At 43.0% G+C, this 18,448-nt stretch carries 18 protein-coding genes; 10 read left to right on the top strand and 8 right to left on the bottom strand.

Annotated elements, in window-relative coordinates; translation table 11 throughout:
- Positions 1-50 precede the first annotated feature (50 nt).
- The 4 genes from ACZ43I_RS09735 (at position 51) to ACZ43I_RS09720 (ending at position 3,575) form a co-directional block, all read left to right on the top strand.
- Positions 51-932 carry an ABC transporter ATP-binding protein gene (locus ACZ43I_RS09735; RefSeq protein WP_344704077.1) on the top strand — a complete coding sequence of 294 codons (882 nt, stop codon included), beginning with the start codon at positions 51-53 and terminating at the stop codon, positions 930-932.
- Between the two features lie 20 nt (positions 933-952).
- Positions 953-2,569: an ABC transporter permease gene (locus tag ACZ43I_RS09730; protein WP_344704075.1), complete on the top strand. Its 1,617-nt coding sequence runs from the start codon at positions 953-955 to the stop codon at positions 2,567-2,569.
- Between the two features lies 1 nt (position 2,570).
- The gene (locus ACZ43I_RS09725; RefSeq protein ID WP_344704073.1) at positions 2,571-2,921 is read left to right on the top strand and encodes a DUF2200 domain-containing protein; all 351 of its coding nucleotides are present in this window, start codon (positions 2,571-2,573) and stop codon (positions 2,919-2,921) included.
- A 72-nt stretch (positions 2,922-2,993) separates the two neighbouring features.
- Positions 2,994-3,575 carry a DUF4256 domain-containing protein gene (locus ACZ43I_RS09720; RefSeq protein ID WP_344704071.1) on the top strand — a complete coding sequence of 194 codons (582 nt, stop codon included), beginning with the start codon at positions 2,994-2,996 and terminating at the stop codon, positions 3,573-3,575.
- Between the two features lie 243 nt (positions 3,576-3,818).
- Here ACZ43I_RS09720 and ACZ43I_RS09715 read toward each other — a convergent pair whose 3' ends face one another.
- From ACZ43I_RS09715 to ACZ43I_RS09690, 6 genes are all read right to left on the bottom strand, one after another.
- Positions 3,819-5,255: a sodium:solute symporter family protein gene (locus ACZ43I_RS09715; RefSeq protein ID WP_344704069.1), complete on the bottom strand. Its 1,437-nt coding sequence runs from the start codon at positions 5,253-5,255 to the stop codon at positions 3,819-3,821.
- Positions 5,256-5,373: 118 nt separating this feature from the next.
- On the bottom strand, positions 5,374-6,387 hold the full coding sequence (locus ACZ43I_RS09710; protein ID WP_344704067.1) for an LLM class flavin-dependent oxidoreductase: 1,014 nt from the start codon (positions 6,385-6,387) through the stop codon (positions 5,374-5,376).
- A gap of 31 nt (positions 6,388-6,418) precedes the next feature.
- Entirely contained in the window at positions 6,419-7,453 is a 1,035-nt protein-coding gene (locus ACZ43I_RS09705; protein WP_344704065.1) for a lipoate--protein ligase, read from the bottom strand.
- Positions 7,453-8,355, bottom strand: coding sequence for an SIR2 family NAD-dependent protein deacylase (locus ACZ43I_RS09700; protein WP_344704092.1), 903 nt, complete (start codon positions 8,353-8,355; stop codon positions 7,453-7,455). Before ACZ43I_RS09700 ends, ACZ43I_RS09705 begins: the two co-directional genes overlap by 1 nt.
- Positions 8,356-8,364: 9 nt before the next feature.
- Complete coding sequence (locus ACZ43I_RS09695) at positions 8,365-9,159, bottom strand: protein-ADP-ribose hydrolase (protein WP_344704063.1); 795 nt, start codon at positions 9,157-9,159, stop codon at positions 8,365-8,367.
- Positions 9,160-9,242: 83 nt separating this feature from the next.
- Complete coding sequence (locus ACZ43I_RS09690; protein WP_344704061.1) at positions 9,243-9,575, bottom strand: glycine cleavage system H family protein; 333 nt, start codon at positions 9,573-9,575, stop codon at positions 9,243-9,245.
- A 182-nt stretch (positions 9,576-9,757) separates the two neighbouring features.
- On the opposite strand from ACZ43I_RS09690, the gene ACZ43I_RS09685 reads away from it, so the two are divergent.
- Positions 9,758-10,936, top strand: coding sequence for an NADH-dependent flavin oxidoreductase (locus ACZ43I_RS09685; RefSeq protein ID WP_344704090.1), 1,179 nt, complete (start codon positions 9,758-9,760; stop codon positions 10,934-10,936).
- 148 nt (positions 10,937-11,084) lie between these two features.
- Here ACZ43I_RS09685 and ACZ43I_RS09680 read toward each other — a convergent pair whose 3' ends face one another.
- Positions 11,085-12,164 (bottom strand): acyltransferase, encoded by a 1,080-nt coding sequence (locus ACZ43I_RS09680; protein ID WP_344704059.1) that lies wholly within the window; start codon positions 12,162-12,164, stop codon positions 11,085-11,087.
- Between the two features lie 357 nt (positions 12,165-12,521).
- On the bottom strand, positions 12,522-13,451 hold the full coding sequence (locus ACZ43I_RS09675) for a DsbA family protein (RefSeq protein ID WP_344704057.1): 930 nt from the start codon (positions 13,449-13,451) through the stop codon (positions 12,522-12,524).
- Between the two features lie 197 nt (positions 13,452-13,648).
- Here ACZ43I_RS09675 and ACZ43I_RS09670 point away from each other — a divergent pair, with 197 nt between their 5' ends.
- From ACZ43I_RS09670 to ACZ43I_RS09650, 5 genes are all read left to right on the top strand, one after another.
- Positions 13,649-14,209 (top strand): TetR/AcrR family transcriptional regulator, encoded by a 561-nt coding sequence (locus tag ACZ43I_RS09670; protein ID WP_344704055.1) that lies wholly within the window; start codon positions 13,649-13,651, stop codon positions 14,207-14,209.
- 261 nt (positions 14,210-14,470) lie between these two features.
- The gene (coxB, locus tag ACZ43I_RS09665; protein ID WP_344704053.1) at positions 14,471-15,178 is read left to right on the top strand and encodes a cytochrome c oxidase subunit II; all 708 of its coding nucleotides are present in this window, start codon (positions 14,471-14,473) and stop codon (positions 15,176-15,178) included.
- Positions 15,179-15,194: 16 nt separating this feature from the next.
- Entirely contained in the window at positions 15,195-17,111 is a 1,917-nt protein-coding gene (locus tag ACZ43I_RS09660) for a cytochrome c oxidase subunit I (RefSeq protein ID WP_344704051.1), read from the top strand.
- Entirely contained in the window at positions 17,111-17,692 is a 582-nt protein-coding gene (locus ACZ43I_RS09655) for a cytochrome c oxidase subunit 3 (RefSeq protein WP_344704049.1), read from the top strand. Before ACZ43I_RS09660 ends, ACZ43I_RS09655 begins: the two co-directional genes overlap by 1 nt.
- Positions 17,693-17,752: 60 nt before the next feature.
- The gene (locus ACZ43I_RS09650) at positions 17,753-18,409 is read left to right on the top strand and encodes a DUF4396 domain-containing protein (protein ID WP_344704047.1); all 657 of its coding nucleotides are present in this window, start codon (positions 17,753-17,755) and stop codon (positions 18,407-18,409) included.
- Positions 18,410-18,448 lie beyond the last annotated feature (39 nt).

Below are 18,448 nucleotides of genomic sequence, written 5' to 3'. Positions count from 1 at the left end.
ATTCAAAAAACAAGAAAGACTATAAACTTCAAAAGGGGACTGTAAAAGTTATGACTGAAGTTGTGAAAGTACAAGGATTACAAAAGAAATTTGGTAAATTTCAGGCGTTGAGTGATGTGGCCTTCAGGGTGGCTACTGGTGAAGTTGTCGGCTTTATTGGCCCCAATGGGTCTGGCAAGTCCACAACCGTTCGAATTTTATTGGGTATTATTAAGAGAGATGCTGGCATTGCAGAAATATTCGGTAGGGATGTTTGGAAAGACAGCATTGAAATTCATAAAAGGATATCATATGTCCCTGGAGATGTCTCGCTATGGGGCAATCTAACAGGTGGTGAAATTATAGACCTATTTATGAAGTTGCATGGCAGCGGAGACAAGAAAAAGCGTGATCATTTAATTGACCGATTTGAATTGGATCCTAAGAAAAAAGCTAAAACATATTCGAAGGGAAATCGTCAAAAAGTTGGTTTGATCGCGGCTTTATCCGTCGATTCAGATTTATATATTTTTGATGAGCCAACTTCTGGACTTGACCCTTTGATGGAGCAAGTTTTCCAGGAAGAAGTCGAAAAGATCAAAGAATCAGGTAAAGCGATTCTGTTGTCCTCTCATATTCTGAGTGAAGTAGAACGCTTGGCGGATAAAGTTGCCATCATTCGCCAAGGTGAAATTGTAGAAACGGGATCCCTTGATGAATTGCGTCATTTGACTCGTTCTACAATAACTTTAGAAACAGATGGTGATGTGTCTGAAATGGCCGACCTGAAGGGTGTCTTTAATTTCGAACAAAAAGATAATCAGGCGACATTTTCGGCGGACAACCAACATTTCAATGATATTTTAATGAAAGCAAGCAAGTTGGGCGTCAAAAAATTTGAAGCTGTACCACCAACACTTGAAGATTTGTTCATGCGTCATTATGAAGGCTAGGCAGTGGGAAGGGGGATGAAATGATGAACCAAAAATTAGCACGCTGGAACACATTGTTTTTACAATATCTAAAACGTGATTGGAAAAAAATGATTATATGGATAGCAGGGCTTGGTTTGTTTTCAGCTGCATATGTACCAGCTTTTGAAGAAATCACCAAGGGTCAGGGATTGATCGGAATGTACGAAACATTAAAAAACCCCGCCATGGTATCCATGGTCGGCCCTACACCTATAGAAGCAGCTGCTGATTATACATTAGGAGCATTTTACACTCAAAATATGTTATTGTTCTGTAGCTTATTTGCGATGATCATCTCAGCCTTGCATGTGGTAAGCCATACACGAAAGGAAGAAGATCTTGGTCTGACAGAACTCGTGCGGTCATTTCAGGTCGGTCGTCAAGCAAATTCTTTCGCTACGATGACAGAAACAATCTTCATTAATATTCTATTGGCCATTTTTATTGCCATTATTATGATAAGCTTTGGTGCTGATACGATTAATGCTCAAGGATCCTTTTTATTTGGGGCATCGATTGGAACAGCAGGAATGATCGGTGCCGGGATTGCTCTTTTGATGGCACAGATTACGCCAACTTCATCAGCAGCGACAGGTTCGTCCTTAGGGCTTATCGGTCTACTCTATATCGTGCGTGCTGCCACAGATATATCGAATATGGATTTATCCATGATTAATCCGCTTGGATGGACCTATTTAACTTATCCCTTTACAGAAAATAATTGGACACCGCTAGTTTTTGCTTTGATATTTAGCGTAATCATTGCAATCATTGCTTTTGCACTTGAAGGAGCTCGTGATATGGGCTCTGGTTATTTACCTGAAAGAGAAGGACGAGCAAATGCGAAAAAGTCGTTGTTGTCTGTTCGTGGTTTGTTCATCAAGCTCAACAAAGGCACTATCATTAGTTGGTTCATCACTTTTGTTATTATGGGGGCGGCTTATGGCTCGATCTATGGAGATATGCAGACTTTCCTGGAAAGTAGCGAAGTGGTAAAACAAATGTTTACACATTCAGGCATTTCTATTGAAGAATCATTCACCGGTACGATTATGATGGTTCTGATTAGTTTGGTTTCCATCCTACCAATTGCTGTAGTCAATAAACTTTTTTCTGAAGAGAGTCGATTACGCTTAAGTCAGCTTTATGCAACAAAAATGACCCGCAGCCAATTATATTGGACCAGCATTGGTTTAGCTGTTTCTTCAGGTATAATAGGTATTCTACTAGCTGCAGGTGGTCTTGGTGGCACAGCAATTAATGCCATGGGGGACGGTGGGACGATGGATTTAATTGATTTCCTCGTTGCGGGCTACAATTTGCTGCCGGCCGTACTATTCTTTATTGGTCTAGCCGCTTTAGCCCTTGGATGGGTGCCGAAATTTGGTAAAGCCGTGTATATTTATCTCATCTATTCCTTTATGCTGAATTATTTTGGCGGTATCCTGGATTTACCAGAAGGCTTATCAAAAACAGCCATCCAAAGTTGGCTTCCAAGAATGCCAATGGAGGATTTTGATGCAACAGTTTCCATTACAATAACTGTGGTTAGCATCCTTTTAATGATAATAGGGTATCTAGGATATAATAGACGTGACATAAAAGAAGGGGTGTAATATGACCAAACATAAGATTTATACAATGAGTGTCGCAAAAGTCTATCCCCTGTATGTGATGAAGGCAGAGAAAAAAGGGCGTACGAAAGCTGAAGTTGATGAAATCATCCGTTGGTTGACAGGATATAGCCAAGAAGAGTTGGAAGTGCAACTGGAAGAGCAGGTAGACTTTGAGGCTTTCTTTGAAGAAGCCCCCAAAATGAATCCTTCGCGGGCTTTGATCAAAGGTATGATTTGTGGCGTCCGAGTTGAAGATATTGAGGAAACAACAATGCAGGAAATTCGCTATTTGGATAAGTTAATCGATGAGTTGGCAAAGGGAAAAGCGATGACAAAAATCTTGCGGAAATAATATCTTTTAAAATACGGCGACAGGTAATGCTGCAGTTCAGCCATTTCAAGGGAAAACGATAGGGGGCTAATAATGCCAAAGAATAATAAAATAAATAATGGAAAAGAGTTGTCAATGGAGCAGCGGGAAGAGTTATTAAGAGTGCTCCAAGTCCGTTTTGAGAAGAACATGGATCGCCATAAAGGGTTAGAGTGGGCCAACGTGCAAGAAAGGTTGCTAGCCAGTACCAATAAACTGTGGTCTCTCAATGAGATGGAAAGAACGGGTGGTGAACCGGATGTTGTCGGGATGGACAATGGGACCGGTGAATTTATATTTAACGACTGTTCAGCGGAAAGTCCTAAAGGTCGTAGAAGTGTTTGTTACGACCGCGAGGCATTGGAGTCAAGGAAGAAACATAAACCGGAAAATAATGCTGTTGATATGGCTGATGCCATGGGAATTGAGCTTCTAACTGAAAAAGAATATCGGCAGTTGCAAGGACTTGGAAACTTCGATGCGAAAACATCGAGTTGGGTGAAAACACCTGATAATATTAGGAAGCTTGGCGGGGCCATTTTTTGTGACTACCGCTACGACACTGTATTTGTATACCATAATGGGGCGGACTCCTATTATGCTGCAAGGGGTTTTCGTGGCTCGCTAAAGATCTGAATCTTACTTTTGCAATATTAAACCATTAGGTGTATTTTTCGCGCAAAGACAAACATATGAAGTGAAACCTTAAAAGAGTTTGATATAAGAACAATGTAAAGAGCCCGTTCGTATGGGCTTTTTTTACTACAAAAACATTGTAGAAAAGCGCATAAAAAATAGAGCAGATTTCTCTACTCTATAAACCAGATTTTTCAGGGGTGCTACATTTATTGTAAACGCCGCTTTAAACGTTTACTCAGGTTATTTGGCTTTCATCAATAAGCTTTCATTTTCCGTATCTTTCGTTAACACTGTCATAATCAATAGAACTGCAGTTGATAGTGGTAAACCGACCATGATGGGATGGATACCAAAAGGATGACCTAGGACTTGCCAAATGACTGCTGAGCCAAGCCCTGTCCACATGGCGGATAGGCCGGCAATTCCTGTCGGTTTTTTCCAGAACAAGCCAAATATGACTGGTGCCAATAAACCTGAAACCGACATCGCAGTACCTGTCACCATCAAATTGACCAATCCTGGAATGGTTAAGGTCAATACAAGCGCAATGGCAGACACTAGGAGTACAGAAACTCTGCTGTAAGCTAACATCTTCTTATCAGTCGGATGTTTCACATTCGGGCGGATAAGGTCATTTACAATGGATGATGAACCTGCAATAAAGAAAGAGTCCGCACTTGATATAACAGCTGCAAGCAGTGCAATGATCATAATGACTACGATGGAAAAAGGAAATACATTTTCAATGACATTATAGTAGACGAGTGTGGGGTCGATATTACCGAGGTTTAAACCAAAACGACTGAATACCCCGATTGTCATTACAATGGAACCGAGTGCTACCGCAATGATCATCGAAATCCAATAGCCGCTTCTTGCTGTTTTAATGCTCTTCGCGGCCCAAATGCGCTGCCATACATCCTGCCTGATGAATTGGTAGAATGCCAAGGTCAAAAGGTAGATCATGATCTCACTAGGGGTAATGTTAAGGAGATTCAACATGTCACTTTGGTTTGCCGTACTGGCACTATCAGAAATATTTTGCCATCCGCCGGAATATCTAAGGACCATGATAAATAGCAGGATGATACCTAATGTCAAAATGGTTCCTTGGATGACGTCCTGCCAAATGACGGCTTTCAGTCCCCCCACATATGTCTTTACGGTCAGTAAAGCCCAACCAATCAGGATGCCTAAAGTCATGTTCAAACCGATGGTCAGATTCAATATGGAGGCAATGGCGGCAAACTGCATCCCCGTCATGGCACAGTAGGAGAACAGAAAACTGATGACAGTAGGAATACGCGCTTTTTCTCCATAACGCAAGGCAGTATAGTCTCCGACTGTGATCATGTTATGCTTCTCGCCCAACTCTCTAATTGGCTTAAGAAGGAATAACGATAGTATTATAACGGCGAAGAACATCGTGATATGTATCCATTGTTCTCCCATCCCTAGACTGTAACCATTTTCCATATACCCTAACAGCGTTGCGCCGCCAACTCCGGTCCCTACAAATGTCAGTATCAGTGGAAAGATGGAAACGGATCGTCCAGCCACATTATAATCTTCGTATGTTTTGGTTTTGCGTTTCATATATAAAGATAATGCAAATAAAGCGATAAAATAAATTAGAATGACAAGGCCTAAAACTATTTTTTCATTTGTGTTGAACATACAAGACTCCATCTAAAGCTATTTTTAATATAAATCAATCATCCATTTTCAGTTTGATATAAAAATACATATTACGTTGCGTGATGCGCCATTTAAATTGAAGATAAAAGTATTCTTCCTATATATGCTTGCCTACATCTGCAAGCAGTCGATAGGCATTTTTGCGTGCTTCGAGGTTAGGTATTAAAGGAATCACCAATACTTCATCAGCCCCAAATTGAGCGACCAATTCACTGAGCGCTTCCTGCACACTTTCCTTACTTCCGACGATGATACGCTCTCGGTTTGCTTTAATTACTGCTTTATCCCTTTCTGAATAGGGATAGTTCAAGGCTGTATCTACAGAAGGGAACGCCTTTAATTCACCAAAGTTATCCTTACCAAGCAGCCAGAGATCGAGTGCTTTACCGTAAGCCTCTGCTTCTTCTTCTGTTTCAGCGATGGCGACAAACGGTGCAATGGAGACCTTTGATTTCGGCATGAACCGAGAAGGTTTGAATGTCTCCCGGTAAATTTCTACAGCTTCCATCCCGGCCTTTAATTTTTCAGGACCAATGAAGGGGAATAACCCGAACGTATATCCAATTCCGTATGCCGCGGCGACTTCAGCACTTTTGATGCTTGCCGATAACACCCACATCTGTGGCACAGTCTCAATGGCTGGATTGGCGGTGATGCCATGGAAGCGGTGTGATTCGTCCATTGTCCCGCCTAAGTAATGAACCAGATCGGCAACGCTTTGTTCATACGGGAGTTTACGCTCTTTGTTCTCATTCAACGTACGATTGACGAGCGGGGTACCGATCGTATTGCCAAAACCTAAATCGATTCGGTTGGGATGGAAAGCCTCCAGCAGGCGAAAGTTTTCAGCGATTTTATAAGGACTGTAATGTGGCAGCATGACGCCTCCGGAACCAATGCGGATGGTACTTGTGGCATCCGCCAACCGCATCATGAGCACTTCTGGTGAACTGTTGGCGAAAGCGGGGACATTATGGTGTTCCGCCACCCAAAATCGTTCATATCCGAGTGATTCAGCCAGACGCGCTAGGATGACAGTCTCCTGTAGAGCTTGAGCGGCATTTTTACCTTCATCAATTTGTGCGTAATCGAGCACGCCTATCTTAACCACTTGCATCCTTCTTTCCAGTTATTAATATTGTTTACTTCACAGGGATGCTTAAGATGACATTTACTAGAGCCTCAGGTGTTATGTCACCAAAATAATCTGTGATATGGAATCCCTCGAGAGCCTGCAACAGATCGTCTTTTCTTAAGCGGACACCAACAAGTGCTTCCTCGATTTCTCCAACATCCTTTTTGCCGAAGAAATCCCCTGTAATCTGTATATCAGTTATCCGGGCATGGTCGACGCTTAAGCCAAAACTGATCGTACCAATTGGAAAACGCTCTGACACCTCGTACTCAAAATGCTGGAATCTCCCGTAAGTCCAATCCCAATTGCTGTACTTTTCGGCAGCCAGACGATCAATATGATCCCAGTCGTCTTCTGTTAATACATAACGCTTTGCCTGATCGATGTGATCAATGTCCAACAGTTCACATATCATATGATCGGTAAATTCCCAAACCGTCATGGATTGATATTCCGATGAAAGGTGAGGGCGGATGGCATCGACGCGGCTTCTGACGGACTTGATGCCATGTGACTGAATTTTTTTCTGATTGGGATTTAGTGCAGCGACCATTGCTTCATAATTCGGGTCGAGCAATAAGGAATAGCCTGCGTAGATGCGACCGTTTTCGAGCGTCATGGCGGCACCGGATATTTTCTTCCCATCTATCGTCAAATCATTTCGGCCTCGCTGCGCTAAATTTTCAACGCCCAATTTTTCCAAAGCCTTGATGGCTGGTTCATATAACTTACCGTAATTATTATAGATATTGTTGTCGCCATTGAAGAGGAAACAAAAGCTCATATTCCGATCGTCCAGATAAACGGCTCCGCCCCCCGTATCGCGGCGGAGCATTTGGATATTATGTTCGTCCATATAGGGCTGATTCACTTCTTCATAGGCATTCTGGAATTTTCCTATTTGGACGACAGGGTCCATCATATAAGGAAACAGCACGTCATCGTCCAGGAACAAATGGTCTTTCACATATACTTGTAGAGCCATGGAGACACTCGGATCATAGACCCACTCACCATTGCGTTCGGGCATGACTAAATACATCAGCGGTCCCTCGATTCATCATTTTCAGCTATAGTGTGAAACACGTCCTCAATGTCCTCATCAATTCGTACTGTCCTTGGGCGAATTGCATGGGGGATGAAATAATCTTTTTGGTTCATCGTGACGAATAGTGCTTTTGGATTATCTTCCGTCATTCGCTGAAAAGGATGCTTGATGAATTGCGGTGTCGTATTTCCGACGCCAATTTCCAAAAATAAAGTACGTTTGCCTTCTGTTTGTTCCAGGAATTGTTCATAGCGCTGCCTTTGTTCGTGGAAGTGTGCATCTTCCACCATGCCCTTTTCTTCGGTACGTTTATTCACTTCAAGAGGCGCACCGCACTCTGGGCAATAGGGGACCAGAGTTTCTGGCACCTTCATATCACTCTGCTCTTTGACCATCTGACGAATGAGGGCTTCATTTTGATATGTTTGTTGATGACAATGTCTGGTGCACTGCCATAAGCCGTACTCGCCTTGGATTCTAAAGACCTTGTCCATGTCGTATTCGGCTGCATAAAAAGCATTATCCGCATTCGTTGTAATGATATGGTAGTCCTTCCCGGCAACAATCTCTTTTAAGTCGACATAAGCCTGTCCCGTCGGTTGATCAAAGAAGTTCAGCAGTGAGAAGCGGCTTTGAAAGGCCCAATATTCCTGCACATCTTCAAATTCAAATAGGCTTGCCTGCAGCATATCAAGGAGACGGTACTTCTTTATGAAGTCCGGAAAAGCATTCGTAAAGCGTTCTCCGACATAAGTAAATCCAGTTGCTGCAGACATTCCTGCACCAATACCGATCACGACTGCTTCAGACTCTTCAATTAAGTTATGTAACATGTCTGCTTGGGACATGTCTGATTCATTTGATAATGTATTCCAGTAATTTTCTACTTGTTGCATCATGATCACCTATTCTGACTGCTCAAAGAGCGATTGATATATACGAAAATCTTCATCTTTAAAAACATTAAAGATGACGTTAAGTTTACTTTCCGTTTCTTCTAGATAGTTCTCGACAGTTTTCACAGCAATTTCAGCAGCACGTTGATTTGGGAAATTAAATTCGCCTGTCGAAATGCAGCAAAATGCAATAGTAGACAGGTGATGTTCATCTGCGAGGATAAGTGATGACCGGTAAGACGAAGCCAACAACCGTTCTTTTAGCGGAGAAACCCCACGTTCATCAATGAAAGGTCCGACCGTGTGGATGACAAAATCCGCCGGCAGATTGTATGCGTCAGTTATTTTTGCTTTGCCTGACGCTTCTTTTCGACCTTGAGACTTGATTATATCGGCACAAGCAAGGCGCAGTTGTACCCCGGCCCGTGTGTGGATGATGTTGTCAATACATGTATGATTCGCTTGGGTGCAACCGATAAATCTGCTGTTGGCCGCATTGACGATGGCATCTACCTTTAAACTGGTGATATCACCTTGCCAAATGTAGAGTTGTGGCTCTACAGCTGTCAAGTCGTGTATTGTAGTCAAAGTCCGGTCGCGATTCCACTGTGTCAAAAAAGCGTCTTGAATTTCAATGAACTCACTATTCACCTGTTTCGGATCTCTGACATTACACAAACCTTGAAAGAGTTCAAGCTTCTCTTCGAACGTATCTGTTTTAAATGCTTCAATATCAGTACTTGTACTGCCATTTTCACGCATCAAATGATCGATCAAATAGTCAAGTCGCACTTCCTGCTCCATATACTTCTCCTTATCGTGAATGCGTTACAATAGGAGACGGCGTTAATGGATATCCACCGTCTGCCTACTGCAGATGGATTTCACTAAGCGTTTTCTAACTGATTGAACACATCTTCGTCTATATCTTTTAATTTAACAATCCAATTTTCTTCAGGTTTGGAGGAATTCAGGAGGGCAGGTTCACTTATTAACGAATCGTTGTGTTCAACGACCTTACCAGCAATCGGCGATTCCAATTCGAGTACTGTTTTGGACGCTTCTAGACTCAATATAGTGTCATCTTTTTTGATTTCGTCCCCCATTGTAAATTCCACGAAACCGACCGTACCAATGTCATCCTGCAACTCAGGCGTCATACTTAATGTATACGTCTGATCCTCTTTCTCGATAAATAAAAAGTCGCTGCGTTTCTTCATTACTTTTCCCTCTTTCTGTATTGATGTACAAAGATATAAAGCTTTTTGAGAGCGATTCTAATGCCGACTTCATTATATCAATTTTTAAGTTTTTATCAAATTGACAATATTTGTATCAAGTGATAATTTAACAGGAACTCCATTAATTTAATTTTATGAAATCGAGGAATAATTCCATGAATATGACCAGAAAGTATAGACCACTGTTTGAACCGATCAGATTGTCTAACGGAGTAGTATTGGACAACCGTTTTGCATTATCTCCAATGATCACAAATTCATCAACTAAAGAAGGGCATGTGACAGAAGAAGACATCGCCTATGCGAAAAGACGCGCCGCTTCTGCCCCGATAGCAATCACTGGCGCAGCCTACATAGAGGAATACGCCCAACTGTTCGAATATGGCTTCAGCATTGACGATGATCGCAGCATAGAAGGGTTGAAGCAAGTCGCAGAAGCTATGAAAAAAGAAGGGGCAAAAGCAGTCATTCAACTGACACATGCAGGTCGTTTCTCGAAGATATCACTAAAAGACTTCGGGGTCGTCTATGGTCCGAGTGAGATGAAATTGAATAGTCCAGTGGAACACACCGTGATAGCCATGAGCAGACGAAAGATCAGTCATGTGATTACACAATACGCTGATGCCACGAGACGGGCGATCAAAGCTGGTTTTGACGGGGTTGAAATTTCAGGCGCACAACGGTTGCTGATCCAGACATTCCTCTCCACGTTCTCCAATAAGCGTGAAGATGAATATGGTGCTGACACTCTTGATAACCGGATACGCTTTGGGATTGAAGTGCTCGAGGCTGTACAGCAAGTGATTGACGCAGAAGCACCTGATGGATTTATCCTCGGTTACCGCGGTACTCCTGAAGAAACGCGTGGAAGCGAGGTGGGTTATAGTGCCGAAGAGTTTTTGTATTTCATAGACCGTGCGATGGAGACGGCCGACATTCATTATCTGGCTACAGCAAGTTGGGGTAAAAATATTTATAGGCAAACCATCCGACAAGGGGAATATGAAGGAGAATTGATGAATAAAGTGGTCTATGACCATATTGCTGGACGGACAGCTGTAATGGCAACTGGCGGCATTAACACTCCTGATAAAGCACTTGAAGCAATAGAGTGTGCCGATATGGTAGGTGCTTCCACACCATTTGTCACAGAACCTGAATTTGTCACTAAAATAGCAAATGGGCGTGAAGATGATATTGATCTAGAATTCACTGAGGATAAAATAAAAGATCTCGCAATTCCCGAGCAGGCATTTAAGGATATGATTGAATTGATGGATATTGGAGCTTCTTTATCGGAAAAAACCCGTAGTGAATTAAATAAATTACGCAAATGATCTTCAATAAAAAAACACCTTCGAAACGTTGCGATGAGCATCATTTTGAAGGTGTTTCTATATGAAAAAACGTATATTGAATTGAGGTCAGGAAATATAATATCTTAGAGGCTTATAGTCTTCATGTTTTATATATCATGCCGATCCCTTACTGATAGATGGACTTTACAGCTTTCTTCCCATTCTGTAATTGGTTATAGAAGGCAAGGGCGATAACAAGTACGAGGGGCGTCAACATCACTTTCCAAAGAAGTGAATCTTCCACAATGGTCAACTCCATTCGGCGTATGAGAACCTGCATAAGCTCCATGATAAATACATGGGATACATAAATCCCCACCGCATTGGCACCAATTTTAGTGAAAATAGAATTTTTCCCCATCTGCTGATGTTTGAGGGCCAGCATGAATAGTGTCATGACCAATGGAATAGTGAAGAAAAAATAATTCTCTTCTTTTCCCTCGTATAGCTGTAACGTAATGAAACCTTCCAGTATTTGCATAAGTGAAAGGATGATAAGTGAAATAACGACAGACCATGTCGGTATTTTTGAAAGGAATGAGTTGAAGAATGAACTGTACTTGGCAACAACTCCACCGAATGTTACATAAAATAGGGCGAAAAAGATACCTTCCCTCGTATTAAAAGGGACATCATAAAGGAAAGAGTAAGCTTGACCAAACAGACCGAAAAGATGCAATCCTATACTGATTACGAATAAGACCATAATCAATCGCATTTGAGCAAATAAGAATAACAGGAGCACCGCATATATGAGGGCCGGCAGGAACCATAAGTGATAACCAGGCGAGCCCTCCCCAAAGTATATAAGACTCCACAGGTTGAAATGGCTTATAGAGCTTATGAACATCTCGAGGAGTGTCTCACTACTATTTCCTCTCTCAATAAACTTTACACCAAGCTCAAAAACGAAATAGAAAGCAAGCCACGCCACATATAGTTTGATCAGTTTACCAAGATATTTCTTGAAATAATGAAATTGGGCTTGTCGGTTTCCATTTTCATTTTCTTGGGTGATCCTATTTAATTTCTGTACAAATAAATATCCTGACGCCACAAAGAAGAAAGGCACTGCAAACCGTGCAAACATATTGATGACGAAGTTTGCGTCATCACCGTTGAACATTCCAATATGGGTACCTTGAACTGTTTTCGAGTGGATGGCCACAACGAAAAATATTGCAAACCCCTTCACATAATCAATCATATAATTACGCCCCACTGGTTCTCTACCTCGCTTTGTCTAATATCGCTCAGGAATGATTCCCCTTTATTTTCCTTCCCACCCTATGCTTTTTAACATACTGTCCATCTGCCTTAAATTATTGGCGACAGTCATGAAAATACAGCAATAATTGGTTTGAGGCGGGTGCTTCATTTCCTTTAATATCTGTTGGGCGGTATTCTATCACGAAAGCGTAGGATTTACTGTTACAAGGACATTAAGACTATATAACGGTGTCCAGATGATGGATGGGGACGGGGTTGCATTATTCAAGGTGGCTATAAACGAGTGTCCTTTTTAAGTTTCAATGAAATAATCAGAACTTGCATCAAGATGCACTTACTTCGACAGAGTAAAATAGTTCTCGCCCAAAAATTCACGGGATTCATACTGTGTGGTTTTAAGGGATGATTCTACGAAAGAGGGGACTTCTTCTTTCGCAAGTCCATACATCTCTTCAATCTCCCTTGAGAATAGGAATGTTTCCTTCTCGAGCAGAGTCAACAAGTTTGGCTGTTGCTTTGGTTCAGGGCTTGCAGGGGCCATCACCTGTTCCAGGCCATCGACATAGGATTCGAATGAACGGCCACCGACAATCTTCACGCCCTGATTATCCGCATTAATCATGATTATGGTAGGGAATCCTCGGGCACCCAACTGTGCGGTGAGTGCAAAGTCTTCCTGCAGCAGATTATGTGCCTCGGTTTTTTCTGATTCCGATACAATCGAGCTGCCATCAAGTCCCATATCATCTATGACATCAGCTAATACAGCTGCATCGGAAATATTACGGTTATTGACGAAAACTGCCTCCCGGACGCGGCGCAGATAGACAGTCGCCATTTTGTCGGAATGATCACGCTGTATGACTTTAAATACGCGGGAAGCCGGGAAGGATGATTGGACGGGGTCTTGGATCATGACATTGCCATCAATCGGCATGCGTGTCTGGACGCCGACTTCTCTCCAGTGTCCGGCAACATCGGCTGGTTTATATATGCCGTTAGCAGGGTCGATCGGGCCATCATGCCACTTTTCAAGCAATCCACCCATGACAGTATGAAAATTAAAATGGTGGCCGTACTGTTCGGTGAAGCGGCGGAAGACAGGTTCCTGGGCCCAGCAATGGGAACATATCGGGTCTGTTATATAGTAGACATCGAGCGTCTTTTTAGTCTGGCTGAAATCGATGAGCCCAGTATCTTCAGCTTCTGTTTCTTTACATATGCCAGTCTCCAGGTCACATATCATATTTTTATTGTCATCCATTTGACATTCTCCTCTTTCAAACTAGATTATCGTTATCAAGCTCACGTCTCCAAACGGAGCGTGAGTGTCACGACTGTATATTTTGCTTATGTATCAATTGTATAAGATAATTAGGTTACTTGGAACCAGTACATGAGCGATTATGTCGGTTATCCAACACAATGACGATAATGTTGGACGATAGGGAGGATATCGATTTGACTCAACCAAAAGTGGATCTTCGTATTCAACGCACACGCAAATTTATCATGGATTCTTTCATGACGCTTTCAGAGCAGAAAGATTTTAAGGATATTACCGTGAAAGATATTGCCACGGAAGCAATGATCAACCGAGCGACATTCTACTATCACTTTGAGGATATATATGATCTGCTGGAGAAGGTGCTGTCGGAAGTGCTGCTTGTGAATCTGGACTATGCAAACTATGAAGAAGAAGCACTTGATGAAGATACATTCATCCGTATATTTACAGCAATCACAAACTTTCAGCAATCTTTAGCCAACCGGTGCCATAGGGGTTACGAAGAGACCATAGCACGCATCATACGTGAGCAGCTTGAAGTAATCTTCTTCAAAATGCTGGCTAAGCGGAGTGGCGCGTCGGATGAGGAAGGGGTGAAATTGACTGCAGTCATGCTGAGCTGGAGCATGTATGGTGCTTCTGCCGAATGGAGGAGGAGTGGTCGAGATGTGTCGCCAGAGACATACATTCAATCATCTCTCGCGTATTTAATGCATGGATTGGATTTTAATTGACTTCCGGTTCTGCACCATCATAAAAATTTCGATGCGGAACGTACTACAATTTGATTTCCATCCGGATGACGGAGTGCTTGGACAAGGCATTCATCATCCGGATTTTTATATTTATAACACCAATTATTTTCGAAAAACAGATAACATTGAGCCGCAGACGACATCAAAATTATTAAAACATGAAAAAAGCATGAATTATGTTTGAAGGACAAGTCCGAGTGGGATAGTAAGTATAAAACCATGTTAGAAAGGAGTCCGACTATGAAGAAGCTTGGTTCACTTATTTTATCGGGCTTTACTCTGATGTTGAGCGGCTGCAGCGGGATAAATGTTTTAGACCCGAAGAGTTCCACGGGGAAGGACCAGGCGTATCTGATTTGGCTCAGTTTGGCCATCATGACCCTAGTACTGGTTGTGGTCTTCATTCTTTTTACATATTTTGTCTATAAATATCGTTATTCCAAAGCGCGGAAGGACTATAAGCCAGTGGATGTGGACGGTAACCGCAAGCTTGAATTGACCTATACGATCATCCCCGTCATCCTGCTGATCATTCTTGCGGTACCGACTGTAAGGATTACGATGGAGCAATCGCCAGATACTACAGCCTCCCAGACCCCGGAAGATGGGACCACTAAAATTGAAGTGACGGGAAGACAATTCGAGTGGGAATTCAAGCATGGAAATGGCGCTGAAGTGAAAGATGAGCTCGTCCTGCCTGAGGATGAGGATATCGAGTTCAATCTCCATTCCGAGGATCTCATCCATTCATTCTGGATACCGGAATTGGCGGGGAAGGTAGATGTTTTCCCAAATAAAGAACTGACTTACATCATACGGGACGTCGAGCGCGGAGAATATGAGGGGAAATGTGCCGAGTTTTGCGGTGTCCAACATACGAATATGACTTTTTCCGTCAAAGTGATAAGTAAAGAAGACTATAGCACTTATATAAACAATCTTAAGTAGAGGGGGAGTTTGGATTATGAAGATATCTATATCCGGATTTTCTGTATCTGCACCATCCGATGTCATTGCAGCCTGGATATCCGCTGTGATATTGGGCGGTGTTATAACATTCTATGTAGTCAAGACTAACAAATTCCCCCTTATGTGGGATTATCTCAGGACGACCAACCACCGTAAAATCGGTACACTCTACATATTATTTGGATTTCTATTCTTTATACGTGCTGGACTGGACGCTCTCTTGATAAGGCTGCAGCTCGCTGTGCCAAACAACGAGTTCTGGTTGTTCCAGTTTGAAAAGTATGACCAGTTGTTCACGACCCACGGTACGATAATGATATTCTTTGCGGCTATGCCGATGCTGCTTGGGCTGATGAACGTCGTCGTGCCACTTCAGATCGGTGCAAGGGATCTCGCATTTCCCTTTCTTAATGCTGTAGGCTTCTGGCTGTTTTTTGCAGGTGCAATGATATTCAATTTCTCTTTCTTCCTAAACAGTGCACCAGGGATCGGTTGGACTGGTTATGCGCCACTCTCCACCTCCATATTCACTCCTGACGTCAATAGTGACTACTACGTCTTTGGGGTCCAAGTGTCAGGTCTCGGCACAATATTTACGGCACTGAACCTGATAGTGACAATCATCAGACACCGGGCACCGGGCATGAAGTGGTTCAGGATGCCGCTCTTTACCTGGGCGACATTTGTGACCGCAATAATGATTCTGCTGGCGTTTACAGTGTTGGCAATCGCCCTTTACCTGCTGATGTTCGATCGTATGTTCGGTACGAAATTTTTCTCTGGTCCAGATGGCGACCCGGTCTATTGGCAGCATCTATTCTGGATTTTCGGTCACCCTGAAGTATATATCCTCGCTTTGCCGGCCTTCGGAATATTTTCAGATATCATCCCTACATTCGCAGGAAAAAGGATATTCGGCTATTCATCCATGGTATTCTCGATCGTCCTGATCGGCTTCCTGTCCTTTACCGTCTGGGCCCACCATATGCTGACGGTGGGGCTCGGGCCGTTACTTAATACTTTCTTTGCGATTACGACGATGACGATTGCCGTACCGACCGGCATCAAGATATTCAACTGGCTGTTCACATTACAGGGGGGTCTTATCAGATTCACTGTGCCGATGCTTTTCTCCTTGGGATTCATCCCATCATTTGTGATGGGCGGCGTTACAGGTGTCATGCTATCGGTATCCGCTGCAGATTTCCAGTTCCACGATTCGCAGTTCGTCGTGGCGCATTTCCACTACGTTATTCTCGCATCGACGATACTTGGGATATTTGCCGGAATCTATTACTACTATCCAAAGATAATGGGTCTAAGACTGGATGAAACTTTAGGTAAGTGGCATTTCTGGCTCTTTTTGATCGGGTATCATCTCACATTTTTCCCGATGCATATTACCGGTCTAAACGGCATGCCAAGGCGAGTGTTCACTTATGATCCTGGAGATGGACTGGCTGTAACGAACTTCATGAGCACAATAGGCGCCTTCTTGATGGGAGCCGGCATATTATTCTTCTTGTGGAATATTTTCAAGACACATCGTGAAAATGAACCAGTGTCAGACGATCCTTGGAACGGCAGGACATTGGAATGGACCGTCCCATCCCCTTCGCCGGAAGAGACATTCGATCCGATGCCTGTGGTCGAAGGGCTGGATCCGCTTTGGATAGCAAAAAAAGAGGAGCGGCCAATGAAGACCACTACGGACCACAGAAGTGCACCCATCGCCAAGGATTCCATCCTACCTGTGCTGATGGCTCTTTCATTAGCCGGACTCACTTTCTGTATGATCTACCAATGGTTCATCGCCTCAGCGATTTTTGCAGCAGGGTTATTCGCGCTCTTCATCGTCCGTTCATTTACGGATGAAAAAAAGGATCACTATGGAAAGGGGGAGGCTTCCTGATGGAGATGAATGTTAATGAAGCGGAACTATTCCGCGATAAGCAGATTGGCTTCTTCATATACTTAGGTGTTGAAGCATTGATGTTCCTGACACTTTTTGTGACGTACTTCATTTTCACGCCTTCTTCCGAAGGGCCCCATCCATCCGAGGTATTCGATGCAATGACAGTGACATTGTCATCCATCTTCCTACTCTCAAGCAGTGGTACGCTCTTTTTTTCCGAGAAGGCGTTATCTTCAGATAAAAAGAAGAGTATGCTGGTCTGGTTGGGTGTCACGTTCCTATTCGCGGTCATCTTTATGGTATTTGAAATATCAGAGTTCAGCCATTTCGTTTCAGAAGGGTACACGACATCAACGAGTTCCTTCTTGAGCTCGTATTATGTACTGGTCGGGCTGCATGCCGCACATGTGCTGTTCGGTTGTTTCTGGATGGGTATCTTGTTTATACAAAGATTTCTCCCTCAGTTCCCGAAAACACTCTACTACGAAAAATTCAAGATTTTTTCCTATTACTGGCACTTCGTCGATCTGGTATGGATTTTCATCATCCTGATCGTTTACTTAAGGTATCTTGTATGACTGCCTGAAAGATGGAGTTATGCCGGTATAAATTACTTTTTAATGTATGAGGTGGTTTAAATGCTCAGCATCATTTCATGGATTGCCCTCGGAATCGGAGCAATCTCTTCAATAATCATTATAGTGGATGTATTCAGGCATCCTCAGCATATGACGATCATGAATATCGTTTGGCCGATCAACGGGTGGTTCTTCGGTCCTATAGCCTTATGGACATATTTTAAATGGGGACGCATAAATGCCAAAAACCTGGACCTCGAGGACAGCAGGGGCAATGGCGCAAAAGTCTTCGTATCTACAAGCCATTGTTCCGCAGGATGTACGCTCGGGGATGCACTCGGGGTGCCCATCGTTACGTTGGGGGCATTGACGATAGCTGGATCGACTTTATATGCCCATTTTACAGCGCAGTTCATCCTAGCCTATATCTTTGGTATACTTTTCCAGTTTTATGCAATCTATCCAATGAACAAGAAGGCCGGGGTGAAGAGGGCCTTCAAATCTGCCATCAAAGCAGACACATTGTCACTGATCGCCTTTGAAGTCGGTATGTTTGGTTGGATGGCACTTGTCAACCTAGTCATCTTCTCAACACCTCCGGAACCTAATGAAGGAGCATATTGGTTCATGATGCAGATTGCCATGATCCTAGGGTTCCTGACAAGTTATCCGGTCAACTGGTGGCTGGTTAAAAGAGGCATCAAGGAAGCTATGTAAAGTTAAAGCCTGCTGATCGCAGGTTTTTTTATGTTCATC

This window comes from Salinicoccus jeotgali (assembly GCF_055379195.1).
Note: the sequence above shows the minus strand (reverse complement) of the source record. Positions and strands in the feature narration are given on the sequence as shown.